The organism is Candidatus Poribacteria bacterium (assembly GCA_026706025.1).
Lineage (GTDB): Bacteria > Poribacteria > WGA-4E > WGA-4E > WGA-3G > WGA-3G.
Map to the genome: position 1 here is coordinate 14,115 of JAPOZO010000083.1, position 18,165 is coordinate 32,279.

14 protein-coding genes are annotated in these 18,165 nt (G+C 47.5%); 13 read left to right on the top strand and 1 reads right to left on the bottom strand.

From position 1 onward, the window contains the following. Positions 1-26: 26 nt before the first annotated feature. The 13 genes from OXH00_20680 (at position 27) to OXH00_20740 (ending at position 17,677) form a co-directional block, all read left to right on the top strand. Complete coding sequence (locus OXH00_20680) at positions 27-1,232, top strand: D-alanine--D-alanine ligase (GenBank protein ID MCY3743436.1); 1,206 nt, start codon at positions 27-29, stop codon at positions 1,230-1,232. 42 nt (positions 1,233-1,274) lie between these two features. Then, positions 1,275-2,393 carry a phospho-N-acetylmuramoyl-pentapeptide-transferase gene (mraY, locus tag OXH00_20685; protein MCY3743437.1) on the top strand — a complete coding sequence of 373 codons (1,119 nt, stop codon included), beginning with the start codon at positions 1,275-1,277 and terminating at the stop codon, positions 2,391-2,393. A gap of 34 nt (positions 2,394-2,427) precedes the next feature. Next, on the top strand, positions 2,428-3,843 hold the full coding sequence (gene murD, locus OXH00_20690; protein MCY3743438.1) for a UDP-N-acetylmuramoyl-L-alanine--D-glutamate ligase: 1,416 nt from the start codon (positions 2,428-2,430) through the stop codon (positions 3,841-3,843). Positions 3,844-3,995: 152 nt separating this feature from the next. Further along, the gene (gene ftsW / locus OXH00_20695) at positions 3,996-5,261 is read left to right on the top strand and encodes a putative lipid II flippase FtsW (protein MCY3743439.1); all 1,266 of its coding nucleotides are present in this window, start codon (positions 3,996-3,998) and stop codon (positions 5,259-5,261) included. Between the two features lie 62 nt (positions 5,262-5,323). After that, complete coding sequence (gene murG, locus OXH00_20700; GenBank protein ID MCY3743440.1) at positions 5,324-6,526, top strand: undecaprenyldiphospho-muramoylpentapeptide beta-N-acetylglucosaminyltransferase; 1,203 nt, start codon at positions 5,324-5,326, stop codon at positions 6,524-6,526. Positions 6,527-6,666: 140 nt separating this feature from the next. Beyond that, positions 6,667-8,034 (top strand): UDP-N-acetylmuramate--L-alanine ligase, encoded by a 1,368-nt coding sequence (murC, locus tag OXH00_20705; GenBank protein ID MCY3743441.1) that lies wholly within the window; start codon positions 6,667-6,669, stop codon positions 8,032-8,034. A 111-nt stretch (positions 8,035-8,145) separates the two neighbouring features. Further along, positions 8,146-9,042, top strand: coding sequence for an FtsQ-type POTRA domain-containing protein (locus OXH00_20710; protein ID MCY3743442.1), 897 nt, complete (start codon positions 8,146-8,148; stop codon positions 9,040-9,042). 104 nt (positions 9,043-9,146) lie between these two features. Continuing rightward, positions 9,147-10,373 (top strand): cell division protein FtsA, encoded by a 1,227-nt coding sequence (gene ftsA, locus OXH00_20715; GenBank protein ID MCY3743443.1) that lies wholly within the window; start codon positions 9,147-9,149, stop codon positions 10,371-10,373. Between the two features lie 199 nt (positions 10,374-10,572). Beyond that, the gene (ftsZ, locus tag OXH00_20720; GenBank protein MCY3743444.1) at positions 10,573-11,898 is read left to right on the top strand and encodes a cell division protein FtsZ; all 1,326 of its coding nucleotides are present in this window, start codon (positions 10,573-10,575) and stop codon (positions 11,896-11,898) included. Between the two features lie 223 nt (positions 11,899-12,121). Then, positions 12,122-13,846 carry a radical SAM protein gene (locus OXH00_20725; GenBank protein MCY3743445.1) on the top strand — a complete coding sequence of 575 codons (1,725 nt, stop codon included), beginning with the start codon at positions 12,122-12,124 and terminating at the stop codon, positions 13,844-13,846. 160 nt (positions 13,847-14,006) lie between these two features. Continuing rightward, on the top strand, positions 14,007-14,780 hold the full coding sequence (locus tag OXH00_20730; GenBank protein MCY3743446.1) for a LamG domain-containing protein: 774 nt from the start codon (positions 14,007-14,009) through the stop codon (positions 14,778-14,780). A 57-nt stretch (positions 14,781-14,837) separates the two neighbouring features. After that, positions 14,838-15,983 (top strand): tetratricopeptide repeat protein, encoded by a 1,146-nt coding sequence (locus OXH00_20735; GenBank protein MCY3743447.1) that lies wholly within the window; start codon positions 14,838-14,840, stop codon positions 15,981-15,983. Then, on the top strand, positions 15,980-17,677 hold the full coding sequence (locus tag OXH00_20740) for a CRTAC1 family protein (protein ID MCY3743448.1): 1,698 nt from the start codon (positions 15,980-15,982) through the stop codon (positions 17,675-17,677). Before OXH00_20735 ends, OXH00_20740 begins: the two co-directional genes overlap by 4 nt. A 306-nt stretch (positions 17,678-17,983) precedes the next feature. Here the strand turns inward: OXH00_20740 and OXH00_20745 are convergent. After that, on the bottom strand, positions 17,984-18,165 hold a 182-nt coding region (locus tag OXH00_20745; GenBank protein ID MCY3743449.1), incomplete at its 5' end, for a hypothetical protein.

Consider the following 18,165-nt stretch of genomic DNA (forward strand, 5'->3'; position numbering starts at 1 on the left):
GGCTGACAACTGACAACTAATAAAAAATGTCAAAACACAATGTAGCACTTATATTTGGCGGATGCACACCTGAGCACGAAGTCTCAATCGTAACCGCGCATCAGGTCTGCATCGCTTTACAAGAAAACTATCACGTCATTCCTATTTACGTCACAAAAAATAGCGAGTGGTTAACCGGTGATGCGCTTCGCGATTTATCTACTTTTACTGGTGGAACACTACCGCATCCGTCCGATTTTGATAAAGTTACCGTCGAGTTTCATCCGGAGCCGAAGTTCGTTGTGAGTTCCAAACACTGGCTCGGTCAGAAGGTTCGGAAAAGGACTGTTCTTCCGATAGACGTTGTTTTTCCATCAATCCACGGCATGCATGGCGAAGATGGAACACTCCAAGGGTTGTTAGAGCTCATGAATTTACCCTACGTTGGTGCTGGTGTTGTCGGTTCGGCTGTCGGTATGGACAAAATCATGATGAAGGCGATTCTCAATGAAAATAGACTCCCCATACTTCCATATTTGTGGTGGGATCATCATGAGTGGGAAATTGGACGCGACGAGATTATCGAAGATGTAGAGACAACACTCTCCTATCCCGTCTTCGTCAAACCTGCGATGGGTGGTTCAAGTATTGGTGTGAGTCATGCCAACAACGAGACAGAGTTTGTCAGTGCTGTTGAGGTAGCGGGAGATTACTCGCGTAGGATACTCGTTGAGAAAGCAGTTGAGAATCCTGTTGAAATCAACTGTGCTGTGATGGGTACAGATGAACCGACAGTTTCTGTATGCGAGCAACCCGTAACGGACGCGAATTTGCTGAGTTTTGATGATAAATATATCCATCAAGAAGAAGAATCTTCAGGGATGGCAGGTGCAGATCGGAAAATTCCTGCACCCATTTCGGAAGAACTAACGTTACATATACAACAACTTGCCACACGTACCTTTCAGGTTTTAGATTGTGCCGGTGTGGCGCGTATTGACTTCCTCGTAGATGCTAATCAAAGTGTTTATGTGAATGAAATTAATACTATCCCTGGTTCATATAGTTATTACCTGTGGGCACATCAAGACGTTGAGTTTCCACAACTTGTATCGGAACTCATTGATTTAGCATTTACAATGCATGCGCAGAAAAATGCTTTAACCTATACGTATACAACCAATCTTCTAAGCCAAGCAGGTGCGAGCCTTGCCAAATTGAAGAAAGGTGAAAAACTTGGGAGCACGGCGTAAAATATTCTTGTAAGACCGCCACCGCTTTTCCTGTGGGAAACAATGTTCTACCATCTCCTTTACGAGAATCTCGTTGAAACTTTTTCGCCATTCAATATCTTTCGCTATATTAGTTTTCGCGCAATTTATGCGACAGCTACTGCCCTCCTCATCTCGCTCGTTTTAGGTCCCTTTATGATAGAGAAGTTAAAGCAGCTGCGCATCGGGGAACATATTCAGGAGGAGGTAGCAAAAGCGCAACAGAACACCGAAAATCAGAACAAAGCAGGTATACCGACAATGGGAGGAGTTCTTATCATTGTATCTGTTCTGATATCGGTGGTGTTCTGGTCGCGTTTGGATCAACCGTACATCTATCTGATGATTTTGACGACCCTCTGGTTCGGCGGCCTTGGATTTCTTGATGATTACAGCAAACTCGTAAAACAACAGTCCTTAGGACTTCGGGGGTGGCATAAAATCGCGCTTCAAACGGTGGGGGCGTTGGCGATTGCGGGCTATCTCTACCATTGGGGACCCGCCCAAGCTGACGATCCGGCAACCCGGACATCCCTAATCCTTCCGTTTTTCAAAGATGCCCAACTGGATTTGGGAATTCTATTTATCCCTTTCGCGACGCTGGTCATCGTTGGGGCTTCTAATGCCGTCAATCTTACAGACGGGATGGATGGATTGGCGATTGGGTGTACACTGTTCGTTGCGGGCACTTTAGGGATAGTGGGGTACATGACGAGTCACAACGAGATCGCAGCGTATCTGAATATATTTCATCTACCGGTAGGTGGCGAAGTTACGGCGATTTTCTGTGCAGCACTGGTCGGCGCGGGCTTAGGGTTTTTGTGGTATAACGGTCATCCGGCGCAAGTCTTTATGGGTGATACTGGTTCACTGGCACTCGGCGCGACGCTTGGAACGGTGGCAGTGCTTATCAAGCAGGAGTTTCTACTTGTAGTCGTCGGTGCTATTTTCGTCGCCGAGACGTTGTCAGTTATTATCCAAGTTTGGTCGTATCGTACATTTGGTAAACGCGTATTCAAGATGTCGCCGATTCATTATCATTTCTTGCTTTCGGGCTGGAAAGAATCGAAGGTCGTCATCAGATTTTGGATTGTAGGACTGATTTTAGTCTTGATCGCCTTAAGTACGTTGAAACTTCGGTAGGTATGGTTCTAAGCCGTACCTTGGAGGGATGTGGGTGCAATTACAGGAAAAACGTGTAACAGTCTTTGGTTTAAACCGAAGTGGGGTCGCCGTTGCGAAATTGCTACGTTCATACGGTGCGACTGTCACGGTTACAGACACACGTTCTGCCGAAGCGTTGTCAACGGAAATCGCTGCGCTCAACGAATCGCCCAAATCGGACGACACCTGTAATCTATACCGAAAATTTTTCGACGGGCATCCGGCGGAGTGCATTGCGGATGCCGATTTTATAGTCGTTTCGCCGGGCGTGCCACTTAACATTCCGATGCTTTGCGAGGCACGGGCGCGTGATCTTCCGATTCTCGGGGAATTAGAGGTTGCCGCACGGGTATGTCCAGCACCAATCGTTGCGATTACTGGGACAAAAGGCAAATCAACGACGACGCTTCTCACAGAGGCAATACTAAAGGCAGGAAACAAATTCTTGAACATCTGTGTTGCTGGCAACATCGGTGTACCATTAGCAGCGGAGGTTCAAAAACTTACAAGCGAAGATGTCGTCGTTGTTGAGGCAAGCAGTTTTCAGTTGGAAAGTACAGTCACTTTTCATCCGACGGTTAGTGTGGTGCTTAACCTATCGCGTGATCACCTGGACCGGCATAAAACGATGTCGGCGTATCGAGCAGCAAAACAGAAGATTTCTGATAATCAGACGAGTGCTGATTGGATAATTCTCAACGCTTCGGATGCGTCTGTTAAGGGTTTTGGGGCATCAACAGCAGCAAAAAAAATCTATTTTACGGACAAAGGTCCCCCTGAAGATTCGTCATTTTCAGGCGTATTTAGAGAGGGTTCGGAACTTTTTGCACAATGGAATGGCACGCGTAAGAGAATATGTGATATTGCGGATATTCCACTTCCGGGGGCGCACAACTTACAGAACACCCTCGCTGCTGTTGCTGTAGGACTGATTTTTGGTGTGACAGCAACGCAAATCCAAGGAGCACTTCAGCAATTTGACCAGTCGCATCCTGCTTTATCGCATGCGTTTGAACCTGTAAAGACTTTGACGGGTGTTGAGTTCATAGACGATTCAAAGGCAACAAATGTGGCGGCAGTCCAAGCGGCCCTTGAATCCGTAAAAGACTCTCAAATTGTCCTAATAATGGGCGGCTACGACAAGGGTAATGACTATACACCGTTGCGTGAAATTGTGCGGAGCCGCGTCAAAGCTGCCGTGATGCTTGGTGAGTACACCGATCAAATTGAAAAAACGCTCGCCGATACAACAAAAATAATAAAAGCGAAAACGATGGCACAGGCGGTACAGATCGCCTACCAACTCGCGGTACCAGGAGATGTCGTCCTATTGTCGCCTGCGAATGCCAGTTTTGATATGTACACCGACTATAAGGCACGCGGCACTAATTTTAAAGCAGCGGTTGAAGCACTTCAACCACCTCATTAAAAAACTTTCAACACATTAGTCTGTAGGGCAGAGGTTACCTTGGGGAAACACCCAAGCAAAAACCCTCTACGACGAACTTACTCTAAAATTCAAAGTGAACACAGTATTAGGTTTTTAGGATCAAAGTAACGTAGGAAGGAAAAGACACCACGATGCTACGCAACTACCAAAACTCTCCCCGTAGCAAGCGAAGTTTCAAGTCTAAACAAAAAGCTAGACCTTGGTGGACAAATACGCGCACTTATTTCGCTGGCACAGATTCACAGGAACAGGTAAAGGAACCGCTGCCTGGACAAAACTCTGGGCGAATGGATAGGGTGTTAATAGCCATTACCTTCTGCCTCATTGCCATAGGCATTTTGATGGTATACAGTTCAAGTCATCTCCTCTCCTCAAGGCACTATGACGGCTATAGTTACCGTTACTTGCAAATACACATTATTGCATGTACGATCGGTTTAGCTGGCATGTTCATGATTGCCTATGTGCCTTATAGGTTTTATGGGAAATACGCGAACCTTCTTTTGATACTTTCTTTTGTCGGGTTATTATTGGTTTTCGTGCCAAGTTTAAGCGTGAGTGTACAAGGGGCGGAGGGTGGCAGATTTAAACGCTGGATTAATATAGGATTGCCGATTAATTTTCAACCCGTTGAATTTGCGAAAATAGCGTTGGTTATTCATGTAGCGAATTTCATAAGTCGCAATCCAGAACGTGTTAGAAGTTTTTTTAACGGAGTGCTTCCGAACATTCTAATTGTAGCCGCTGCTTTCGGTCTCGTAGTGAGTCAACCAGATTTCGGTTCGGCGTTCTTGCTCGTGGTAGCCGTCGGTATCGTATTATTTATCGGTGGGATGCGTATCTGGCACGTCCTGACGCTTGCCGGTGTCGGTGGCGGTCTTCTCAGTTTCCTCGTGATTCGGGATCCGTATAGGTTGAAACGAATCATGGACTACTTTGCGATGTTAAAATCACCAGATGCTACAAATTATCATCTAACGCGTTCGTTAGATGCCCTTGAAGGTGGTGGACTCCTTGGGATGGGTATTGATAGTAGCCTCCAGAAAATCTCACGACTCCCCTATCCTCATACAGATTTTATCTTTGCTGTGTTGGGAGAGGAATTCGGGTTTGTGGGCGCTACAGCGGTCGCGCTTATTTTTATGTTGTTTGTATGGCGAGGACTCCACATCGCCCGGCATGCGAATAATTTGTTTGGATCCTTGCTCGCTACCGGTATTACGACGATGATCGGTTTACAAGCGTTTATCAATATTGGGGTTGTGACAGGTTTGCTACCAACGAAAGGTATTACGTTGCCGTTTATCAGTTACGGTGGTTCGTCAATTGTCCTCAGCCTGGTGAGCGTTGGTATTCTGCTTAATATTTCGAGAGGTAGCAATCGCGGGACAGACTAATATGAGATTAACCGATTTTGTGAAGATGGGCTTCTCAATGGGACCTTTTGGTGGGCTTAATCATGGCTATTTCTAAGCGTTACGATACAACTTTAACAGCGACCGACAGGCCGGACGTAACGTCACTTCAACAGGTAGAGACACACAAAAGAGTGGTTGTCGCAGGTGGAGGGACAGGGGGTCATATCTATCCGGCGATTGGCATCGCGCAGGCGTTACAGCGCATGGATACCACAATAGATATTGTGTTCATCGGTGGCGTAGACAGATTGGAATCCACACTGGTGCCTCAGCACGGTTTTCGCTTTCTCCCCATCTCAGTCGCAGGTTTTCCACGTCGCTTAACTTTACACTGGTTTCCAGTTATCTGGAAGGTTTTGCGTGGCCTTACCCAATCATTGCGGTATATGAAGGAACTGAAACCGGATGTTGTCATAGGAACAGGCGGATATGTTTCGGGACCAGTGCTTTTAGCGGCTCTTCTTCGGAGGATCCCAATAGCTATTCAAGAACAGAATGCTTCTGCTGGCTTAACGAACGGTGTCTTGGCACGATGGGCAAAGGCGGTCTATCTTGCCATGGAGTCAACTCGCGAGGGGCATACGTTTCGACATACTCAGCATGTAGAGGTGACCGGAAACCCGATTCGTCCAGCAATTACTGCCTTTCCGAAACGTGAGGAAACTTATCGGAAATTCGGGTTGTTGCCAGATCGGAAAACAATTTTTGTGATGGGTGGAAGTCAGGGCGCTCGTGCTATTAATGAAGCCGTTGTCGCTGCACTGCCACACCTGGTCGGATTTGCCGAGCAGATCCAGATTGTCCACCAAACTGGCGCGGTTGAGGTGGAGGCGGTCCAAACCGAGTATAAAAAGGTTCTTGCATCACACAAGGAATTCTTACACTGTGTGCGCCCTTTCTTCGATGCTGTTGAGGAAGTCTACAGCATCACAGACATTATGGTGTGCAGAGCAGGAGGGATGACTGTTGCCGAAGTTACTGCCTGTGGCATTCCGGCAATTTTCATACCTTTACCCTCACAGACAGGAAATGATCAGGTACTGAACGCACAGCGGGTCGCTGAAAAAGGTGCTGCCGTTGTGCTGGAACAGGGTAAATTCACAGTAGAAATGCTTGTTGAGGCTCTCACCAATATACTACTGGATCAGAACACACACGAACAAATGGTGACCGCCAGTCGAGTACTCGGCAAGCCACACGCCAGTGATGACATTGCTAAATCTATTCTTTCCTACATGGACTAATGCCGTATTGTAGGGTGCTATGTCTATAGATCGGAAAAACGGAGCAGAAACCTAACTTCACTATAAATCGTTTATTATACTAACGTATTACATTCACCAAGAATCCGAAAAATCGGAGCAGAAACCTAATATTTAAAAACATGTTTGGAAAAACACGACATATTCATATTATCGGTATTGGGGGGGCAGGTTTAAGTGGTATCACTGAAATTTTGCTGGATCTTGGGTTCCATGTGACAGGTTCCGATATTCGAGAGTCATATACGACAGAGCATTTGCGCGAGCGTGGGGCTACTATCCATTACAAACATGCTGCATCACACATTCAGGGTGCCGATGTTATCGTTATTTCGCCTGCGATTCCGGCTGACAACCCGGAACTTCTTGCTGCGGAAGCAGAAAAAATTCCGATCGTGAGAGGGGCGGAAATGCTCAATGAGATCACCCGAATGCGTTACAGCGTTGCTGTCAGCGGCACACACGGAAAAACAACCACAACCGCTATGACTGCTACAGTGCTTAGCAGTCTCGATCCGACAGTTGTTGTAGGCGGAAAACTCATGAACGGCAGCCACGCGCGAAGCGGTGAAGGTGATGTCATGGTAATTGAAGCAGACGAGGCGTACGGCTCTATTGAGATGTTTTATCCTACCGTTGCGGTCGTCACATCTATTGATGCGGACCACCTGGATTATTACAATAGCGTTGATGAGATTGGGGAAACCTTTCTTAAATTCATTAATAAGGTGCCGTTCTATGGTGCAGCGGTCCTCTGTTTAGATGCAGAGAATATCCAGAAGTTCATTCCACGGGTTAAGAAGCGTTACATTACCTACGGGCTTGAGACAAGCGCGGATTTGATTGCTGAAGGTATTACCGTAGAAGGTCCCACGTCTCGTTATCGCGTTCGTAAAAATGGACACCTGTACGGTGAAGTCCACCTGAAAATGCCAGGTCGCCATAATATTTCTAACTCCTTAGCAGCGATCGCTGTTGGCCTTGAGCTTGACCTTCCGTTTGATCGCATCCGAGAGAGTCTGGAGGCGTTTCAAGGTGTGCATCGCCGTTTTGAAATTCTTGGAGAAGCGAATAATATCATTGTTGTTGACGATTATGCCCATAATCCAGCGAAGTTGAAAGCAGCACTGAGCGGGGCACGCGCCGGTTACAAACGTCGTATTGTCGCGGTTTTCCAGCCACACCGATACCAGCGTGTTAGGGATCTGGCAGACGAATTCTCTCGATCTTTTTACCAAGCCGACGTACTTATCGTCACCTCAATTTATAGTGCTGGCGAGGCACCTATTGAAAATGTCACCGCTGAAAAATTGGCGCAATCCATACAGGCACACGGACATCGAAATGTTCTTTATGTCCCAGATACAGATGAAGTTACCGATGTTCTGATGAAGATAACTCAATCTGAGGATATTGTGATTACGTTAGGTGCTGGTGACATTAGTAAGGTAGGACGCGAATTTTTAAGTCGGCTTCAGGCAGTAAACTAATCAAAAGGATCTTCTTTTTCGCGCCGGGTTTTCAACCTTCAAGATTCACCGAAATTGAATATCACGGTGCCAACACACGCTCGCGGTGGAAGATAAACGGAGGGTTCATTCTTGCGCAGAAAACGCGATGGATACATACGGCAAACTTCAATGCCTGCGCAGCGACTTGGGCAGCGCACGAATAACAAAATTTACCTGTTCCGGCGTGTCGTTTTCATCGCTGCCATTGTGCTTACTTTATCGTTCATTGGTAAGATAGTACTCAGCTTTTTTGGTGCTGAATATGTTTCTCTTGAACTTTCTGGGAACATGCACTATACTGATGTACAAATTTATGATGCCCTGGGTGAGCAGCTGCAAAATATCGTCACAGACTCTGAAGAACAAACATCTATCTATCTCAAGAAGCACCTGAGTTATATCAAAGATGCGCACGTTACCAAACACGTGATAAAGCGGATGTTAACCATCGAAATCACTGAGCGTGAACCTTTTGTACGCCTGAGAGTTGATCCTACTGCGAATGCCGCCGTTAATCGGGATAGTTCGTTTTTCTTAGTAGATAGTGAGGGACATGTGTTAAAACATATAGACAAAGAAGATACTAATCCGCAGATATCTGAGCAATTTGGAAAGATGGTCGTACTCAGGACAGTAAATGATGAGTTACCGAAAGTTGGTGCTACTGTCGAGATGCCCGGAGTTGCCTTAGGATTAGAAATCTTAAAGACTGCCTTGCTTCAGGAACGAAATCTTGCGACACAGATAGAAAGTATCGACGCAAGCGATCCCCAGAAGATAAAACTCCAACTTGACGCTTTCCCTGTGTCTGTTTGGTTTGCCGCTGATGCGATTGAATTGGGGCTTCACCATATCGCTCTGTTTGTAAAACAGCACAAAATCCAAGTGCTGCAACTTATCAGGGAGAACTCAGTGGAAACCCAGCCGTACTTGGATGCAAGATTTCAAGATACCATCTACTTAGGGGGATTCGCAGAAAGCAAATAGTGCCTATTTCGTAGGCACTGATAGGTAGAAGAATAAAGTACTATCCCTATTCATCGTTTTTTATGTCTAAGATGTTTATGGGAAAGGGAGGTGAAAACAATTAAATGCCAAAACAAAACATTATTGCCGGTCTTGATATCGGTTCAAGCAAAATCTCAGTAGTTGTTGGAAATACGTTGCACGGTAGCACCCAGAAAATAGGGGTGATTGGTGTTGGTCACGCGCCATCTGAGGGTCTTCGAGCAGGTGTTGTCGTTGATATCAACCAAACGGCGGAGGCTATCCGTAAAGCGATTGCTAATGCAGAATTAATGGCGGGCGTGAAAATAGATTCTGTCTGTGTCGGTATTTCTGGTGAGCATATCATAGGGCAAACGTCCCACGGGGTTGTTTCTGTCGCGAACAACGAGATTTCACACGATGATGTTGACCGGGCGATGATAGCAGCCAAAGCGATCTCTATTCCTGCTGACCGAGAGATCTTGCATGTAATTCAGCAGAATTTTGTCGTTGACGCTCAGGACCGTATCAGAGAACCGATTGGGATGTCTGGTGCGCGTCTTGAATCTTACGCTTACATCATCACAGGGGGCACAACGGCTATTCAGAATTTGCTCAATAGTATTGAAAAGGCTGGCGTGCCTATCGTAGAAACACTTGTCGCCGCCCCTCTGGCTGCAACGCAGGCAGTCGTTTCAAGAGATGAACGTGAAGTTGGCATTGCCTTGGTTGACATCGGTGATGGCACAACCGAAATCGTCGTATATAAAGAGGATTCTATTCAACATACAGCAGTAGTCCCCGTCGGTGGGCAGCACGTTACCAACGACATCGCTCAATACTTAAAAGTCACTCTTCCTGAAGCGGAGGAATTAAAACTACACCGCGGCTGTGCTTGGACGGAATTAGTCGACCCAGATGAAGTCAGGTCCATCCCGGTCACGAGTGAGTCTACGCCACCGCGTTTCATCGACCGAGTTGAACTTGCACAAATTATTGAGTACCGTATGGCAGAAATCTTAGAAGTGATTGGTTATGAATTGGGTGATATCCAGCTTCCGGGTGGGCTTGTCCTCACTGGTGGTACCGCACTTATGGACGGTCTTCAAGAACTTGCTGAAGCTGTGCTTCAGCTGCGCGTTCAGATAGGGTACCCGCGCGGGTTACAAGGCTTAAGCGACCGAGTCAATCATCCGATGTATGCGACGGGTATTGGACTGGCACTATACGGCGAATCTTTACGGCGGCAAGAGCAGGAACACGACGCACGTCATCGCGATAGGGGTGTTGGGAATTTTCTGCAACGCATCAAAGAATGGTTCGGATATTAGGTTGGCATCCTGAATTGAACGTAAGTCCCATCAGCATTAGACTTGCAGGAATATTTGACTTAACTTTTCTAATAGCGTATAATTTAATGTGAAAAGCGAACCAACAAAAGTTATGAAGGAACCTCGGTCTGGGGATTGAGGCTACAATGATAGGAGGAATTAGGTTGCTGCGTTTTCGTTATAGTAACTGAAAGCCAATATGATAGAATTTGAACAAGAGGAATTTGAAAATTTACGCGCCAAAATTAAAGTCATCGGGGTCGGCGGTGCTGGTGGCAACGCTGTGAAACGTATGATTGAAGCGGGGATCACAGGTATCGAGTTTTATGCTGTCAACACCGATCAACAGGCACTGCTGAGCTGCCGTGGCGCGACCCAAATCCCGATCGGCATTAATACAACGGAAGGTTTAGGGTCCGGTGCCAACCCCGAGATCGGCAAAAAGGCCGCTGAAGAGGATAGGGAACATCTGGAGACTATCGTCGAAAATGCAAACATGGTTTTCATCACTGCAGGTATGGGTGGCGGCACGGGTACAGGCGCTGCACCGCTGATTGCCACACAGGCAAAAGAACGCGGTGCCCTTACGATTGCGGTCGTGACACGTCCATTTAATTTTGAAGGACAACGCCGTGCCTCAGTCGCTGAGGCAGGCCTTGACGAACTCCGCCAAGCCGCCGATTCCGTAATTGTTGTACCAAACCAGCGTCTTATTGACACGATGGACAGGAAGCTGCCAATCCGAGAGGCATTCCGCATTGGAGACGAAATCCTCCTCCATGGCGTTAAAAGCATCTCAGACATCGTTACCGAGTCTGGCGAAATTAACGTTGACTTCGCCGACGTTGAATCGATTATGCGCGGGGCGGGGAGCGCATTGATGGGTATGGGACATGCTACGGGTGATAATCGCGCCCCAATCGCGGCCGAACAGGCTATTAGTTCTCCGCTTCTTGAACAGACCAACATCGCTGGGGCTGTCGGTATGATTGTCAACATCACCGCACCGCCGGATTTCATGATGCACGAACTTGATGAAGCCATGCAGGTTATTAAGGATACCGCGCCCGAAGCACAAATTATCTTCGGTCTCGTTTACAAAGATGAATTGGAACTCGACGATGAAGTTCTTGTGACTGTCATTGCAACTGGGTTCGATGCTGAGGCAGGATACTCACTCGGAGCCGAGACAACAGGCGCTGGAGGCGGTAGTGGAAACGCACCGGCACAATATGATAATGCGGATGTCTATCAACGGCAGCCATCAGCCTTATCCGAACAGCGTATGGCAAGGGCAAGCAGAACCCGACTGGGTCGTAGAGTGTCATCTGGTAGATCTGCCACGCCAGCTCGCGGACAGAGAGTAGAAGCAGAGCAACCCGTAGAGCAAGAGCCAGCTCCAGAAGGTGGAGGCGCGGGGCGGAAACCTGCCCGAAGAAGGGAGCAAGGTGCACAGCCGCGCGATACGGACTGGGAAATCCCAGCTTTTCTACGCGTTCAAAAAAGAAACCGAAACGACAAATAGGCATGAGAGCTATATTGTCTCCTATCCGTACAACTTTTTAAAAGTCAGTGAGATATCTTAATTGGGTTCCTTAACTATGGTTAAAGTTACGTTGCGTTTTGATAACACAATGTAGCGTACATCGCTTTCACATTTTTGCTTATAGACGCGCCTTCAAAGCGTGTCCCGTTGTTTTACTTCGTAGGTGCGTTTTCGAGCGCACCTTATTACACATGAGGAAATAGTGGACTTACGCCAGCACTACCAACATCTGCGCAGTGCGGAACACGGTGCGCATCATAATTTCAGAAAACCTAACAGATTCGCTCTTGTCTATCCGAGTACGTATGAACTTGGAATGTCAAGTCTCGGTGTTCAGGTTATCCATGCGACTCTTAACGATCGAACGGACACCGCTTGTGAACGCGTTTTTGTGCCAGAAACGAGTTATATTCAGAAACTTGTCACCCAGAGAAAACCTCTCTTTTCGTTTGAAACACAAACGGCACTGAACCAGTTTGATGTTATTGGGTTTTCTGTCTCCTTTGAATCGGATTATGTGAATATTCCGCGCACTTTACAACTTGCAAATATCCCGCCGCTTGCCGAGGAACGTACAGAATGGGATCCGCTCATTGTCGCTGGCGGTATCAATATCTCCTACAATCCAGAACCGATTGCCGATTTTGTTGATGTCTTCGTTGTTGGCGAAGCCGAACTCGTCGTTCATCAACTCATGGCGCATTTTAACGCGTGGAAACAGTCTGGTGCACCGAAGCGTGAGTTACTCGAAACATTAGCGACCGTTCCCGGACTTTATGTGCCAAGTTTTTACGACGTAACCTATCGCGATGATGGAACTATTGAGGCAGTCTCTCCGAAACAAGGGGCAGCACCACAGATCCGCGCCGGAGCTGTGCCACAGCTTGACGATGTCGAAACTTGCACGCACATCCACACACCGAATACTGAATTCGCAAACGCCCACCTTATCGAAATCGTACGCGGCTGTGGTAGGCAGTGCCGTTTCTGTGTTGCCGATTATGCCCGTCGATGGCCGAGGCGGCGTTCTGTGGAAAGCACGCTTGCCCTCGCGGAGCGCGCACGCGGCATTACAGACAGGATCGGACTTGTTGGGGCTTCTATCTCTGACCATCCACAAATTGATGAGATCGCCTCAGGTCTCGTTGCGCGTGGGTTCCGTATCTCTTGTGCTTCACTCCGCGCTGAAACTGTCCGTGCCCCGTTGCTTGATGCACTCGCAGATAGCGAACAAGGCACCATTACCATTGCACCAGAGGTCGCCACTGAAGAACTTCAAAAGGTCGTCAATAAAGCGATTCCGCGCGAGCAACTCTATCACGTTTTTGAAGAAGCATTGAAACGTGATATTCTCAACCTTCGCCTTTATTTTCTTATCGGTGTTCCGCACGAAACACCAGCGGATGTAGAGGCTATTGTTGATATGGCAAAAGAGATGCGCACCATCCTTCTCCCACATGCGAAGCGCACAGGGCGAATCGCCCGTATTAGTTTTACCATTTCACCCATGGTGCCGAAACCGCATACGCCTTTCCAGTGGGTGGCAATGGAGCCTCCCAAAACCATTTCCCGAAAACTTGATTTCCTGAAACGCGAGATTAACCGACTCGGTAGTATAAAAGTTGGGTCTGCAAGTGCCAGACTCGCGCATCAAGAGGCTGTCTTTGCCCGCGGCGACCGGCGGCTCGGAAAAGTAATCCTTGAACTCGCAAACGGCGTGCCATGGAACCAAGCCTTCCGCACCCACGGGTTAATACCACATTTTTATGCGACACGCCAACGTCCACTGCATGAAGTCAATCCGTGGGACCATCTCGATCTAAACGTCAAACCCCAATTTCTACAACTTGAGTTCAACAAGCACGAAAAAGGTTTTACGACCAGTGAGTGTGATACGACCGTCTGTAAGAAATGTGGTGCCTGCTAAAAAGAAGCCGTCAGCCATCGGAAACCATCGGCTGTCAGCATATTAAGGTATCAACCTTCAGCCTTCAGGAACGTCCCAGTGGTAGTGACCAAAGATACCTACCACAAGTTCAACAACTGACAACCGACTGCTGACAACTCTTAAGAAGGAGGAATTCATTGTGCTCAAATTTAAAAAATTTATCGGGGTGCTTGTTGCGACATTCATCCTGTTCACTCTGACAACATCTTTATATGCTGGATTGGATGATAAATCCCTTGTTTTATACCTCTCCTTTGATGAAGGGAAGGGAGACAATGCCGCAGATAGTTCCGTGCATGGTCATGATGGCGAACTGATCAAAGGTCCAAAATGGGTGGACGGGCAATTCGGCAAAGCATTAGAGTTTGACGGAACGAAGGGACAGCATGTAAAGGTCCCTATCAACGATACTCTGCAATTAAGAGAACAGTTCTCTATCGCTTTCTGGGTCAAACGTAGCGATGACCAAATTCGGGACTGGAATTACATGGTGACCGCTGGAAGCTTGAAGTGGGCATCAATTTTTAGAAAAGGTGACAGCAAAACCTATTTCTGGTCGAGTGCCCCCAATTGGGCACAAAAAGCCGTGAGCGATGACATTCAACCAGCAGACTGGGTACACCTCGTAGTGACGCATGACACCAAATCAGAGGTTGTCATCTATAACGACGGTAAGAAAGCAGGCGGCGGAGATAAACCGCCAACTGTTGCTGAGATTGACGGCTCCATTATGGTTGGCGCACGCCATCCCGGCGAGGAATTTTTCACGGGTATTATTGACGAGGTGTTTATCTTTAACCGAATTATCACCGGAGCGGAAATCGACGAAATTATGACGGGTGATTTTCTACCGGTGGAACCCGCGGAGAAACTCGCGACAACCTGGGCGAGTATCAAAACCGATCGCGACTAAAAATACGCTTGATAAGGGCGGTTCAAACGCCGCCCTTACACCAGAGAGGTGGAGCGTATGCTAAAATATCTCACCCTATTTATCCTCTTCAGTGTCCTTGGAAACACGGCTTTATCTGATTCTTCACCTGCCGAAAAGCATTATGAAAATGCTACTGCCTACCATGCTATTGGAGAGTTTGAGCAAGCCATCTCCGAATACAAAAAAGCCATCGCGCTTGCGCCAAATTCCCCTATCGTTTACAACAGACTCGGTATCGCATACTCCGAATTGAAACAATACGATGCCGCACTTAAGGCGTATCAAAAGGCACTCGAATTGTCGCCTCTGACAGCTGAACCGCACTACAACATTGGAGTGGTTTACCTCAAGAAAGGGGCTCTTCCGCGCGCCGCTGAAGCGTTTGAACGTGCGATTGCTATTGACCCAGAATGGGCAGATCCCTATACCGGACTTGGCGAAGTCTACTTGAAACAAGGTGATTTTGAACAGGCTGCGCGTGCCTTTAAAAAAGCCTCACAACTCAATTCAGAAGATGCCGGTGCTATTTTAGGATTAGGTAAAGTCTATGCAAGACAAAGACGCTTAGGCGAGGCAATCACCGCCTTTGAGAAGACGATTGAAATTCAGGTAGATAATACGGAGGCGCACTACCAACTCGCTCAGATTCACGTCAAACGCGGTGAAAAGGAGAAAGCTGCAGCAGCGATGGCGTTTTTTAAAGTACTCCGCCAAACAGATCCGCTCCTTGAGAAAGCCGAAATGTGGGTGAAAAAGCACCCAGATGACGCAAGAGGCTATAACAACCTCGGGATCGTTTACCTCGCGCGTCGCCGATTTGAGGATGCAGTGGCAACCTATAAACAGGCTATCTCGCTCGACCCCGATTTAGCGACTGCACATTACAACTTGGGACATGCTTACCATAAACACGGAAAAGTTGACCTCGCGATTGCGGCGTATCAGCAGGCACTTGATGCCGATACGGAACTCGCGATTGCACATAACAATATCGCTGTTTGTTATACCGAATTGAAGATGGATTTGGACAAGGCACTCTCCCACGCCCGAACTGCCGTCCGTCTCGCACCCACTGAGGCGAACTATTGGGATACACTCGCTCAAATTTGTGACACGCTTGAGTTCACAGATGAGGCACAACGTGCACGTGAAAAACAGAAAGAGTATTCTAACAACGAATGAGATACTGCTGTTGTATCGTTTTTTCTTTTCTTTTTAGTATACCTGTTCCCGCCGAAGTCCAATTTGTTGACGCGACTGCCCCTGCGGGAATTTCATTTCAGCATATTGATGGCAGAACCGGCGAAAAATACCTCATCGAAACGCTCGGATCCGGCGCACTCTTTTTTGACCATGATGCCGATGGACACCTCGACCTTTATATAGTGAACGCTACGCATATCCCACCACAGGTTGATGAAAAACATTCTCACGGACATCTCCCAGAAAACAAACTCTATCAAAACAACGGCGATGGCACTTTCATTGACATCACGCAGAAGGCAGGTGTCGGAGATACCGGTTATGGTGTTGGGTGTGCCTCTGCAGATATTGATAACGATGGTTTCCCCGAGATCTACGTAACCAACTACGGACGTAATACTCTCTACCAGAACAATGGTGATGGCACCTTTACGGATATTACGCAAAAAGCGGGTGTCGGTGATAAACGTTGGGGTACAAGCTGTGCCTTTCTCGACTACGATAATGATGGTGATGTTGACCTCTACGTCGTCAACTATATGAAATTCTCAATTGAAGAGAACCGCTGGTGGGAGACACGCGGTATCCGAACCTATTGTAGCCCTACAGATCAGATTGCTGGCAGCCACTTTGTAAGCGAACCTGACATCCTCTATCGCAATAACGGCGATGGCACCTTCACAGATGTCACTGCAGCTGCAGGGATCTCACATCGCGCGCTCGGTCTCGCGGTTGCTGTAGGGGATTACGATAATGATGGGTATCCAGATTTACATATTGCCAACGATATGGAGGCAGACTTTCTTTACCACAACAACGGCGATGGCACCTTTACTGAGACCGCCGACCTTACCGGTACAGGCTATGATGGGAACGGCTTCCCCGGAAGCGGTATGGGTAGTGCATTCGGCGATTACGATAACAACGGCTACCTTGATCTCGTTGTCAGCAATGCCTCTTCATTGCCAGTGGTCCTTTATCAAAATGAGAGTGCTGCCTTTTTTACCGATGTCTCTTTTACTTCAGGGATTGGCGCAGTGACGCTTCCTTATTTTAAGTGGGCAGTCGAATTCTTTGATTACAACAACGATGGTCTATTGGACATCTTTGTTGCGAACGGGCATCTTCAGGAAAATATCGCGCTTTTCTCGGATAGCACTTATCCACAGTCTGACCTACTTTTCCGCAACACACGCCAACAAAACGGCACCTACCAGTTTACCGATGCATCTGTTGAAGTCGGATTGGCACAATTGCCCAAAAGAGTTAGCCGCGGTGCCGCGTTCGGCGACTACGACAATGATGGCGATATTGATATTTTCCTCAATAATTCCAACCAACCCGCAACGCTCCTCCGAAACGAGGGTGGCAATAGCAATCATTGGCTAACAATCCAACTGATCGGGACACAGAGCAACGTGTCAGGTATCGGCACAAAGATAGTTGTAAAAGCGGGAGATCTGTCGCTTTTCAAAGAGGTACGCAGCGGTGCGAGTTACCTCTCGCAAAGCGATTTACGCCTTCATTTCGGACTTGGAGAGAATAGGGTAGTTGACACCCTCGAAATCCACTGGCAAAGTGGACGCACGGAACGGTTTTCTAATCTAAAGCCAAACCAAATTCTCCACATCAAAGAGGGGCATGGAATCGTAGACGATCAAGGAATAAGATAAACTTAGAAAATGAGGCTCCAGAGTCATTCAGTTCTCGGTTTTTTAGTCCAATTTTGGACCTCCAGGCCCGGTAGGTGCGGTTTCCTAACCGCACCATAGGTGTCAATTTTAGGAAAAATAACCGCCTGTGTACCCAGGTCCGGTAGGTTCGGTTTCCTAACCGAACCGGATACTCCGCGAAAACCTTGATGACTTCAAAAACCTCTTCAGTCCTGTAAGGACGATATGTTTATAGCAGCGGTATCAAGTAAGGACCTTAGCCCTGTAAGGGGTTTTTGATAGGGTGTTTCTTCAGTATGTTTATATCTACACTCGACAAAATGCCATTAAAGCCGCTAAATTGACACCTATGGGGCGGTTTCCCAACCACACCATAAGTGTCAATTTTAGAAAAATAACCGTCGCGACCCCCAGGTCCGGTAGGTTTGGTTTGCAACCGAACCGGATTCTACGCGGAAACCTTGAAGACTTCAAAAACCTCTTTAGTC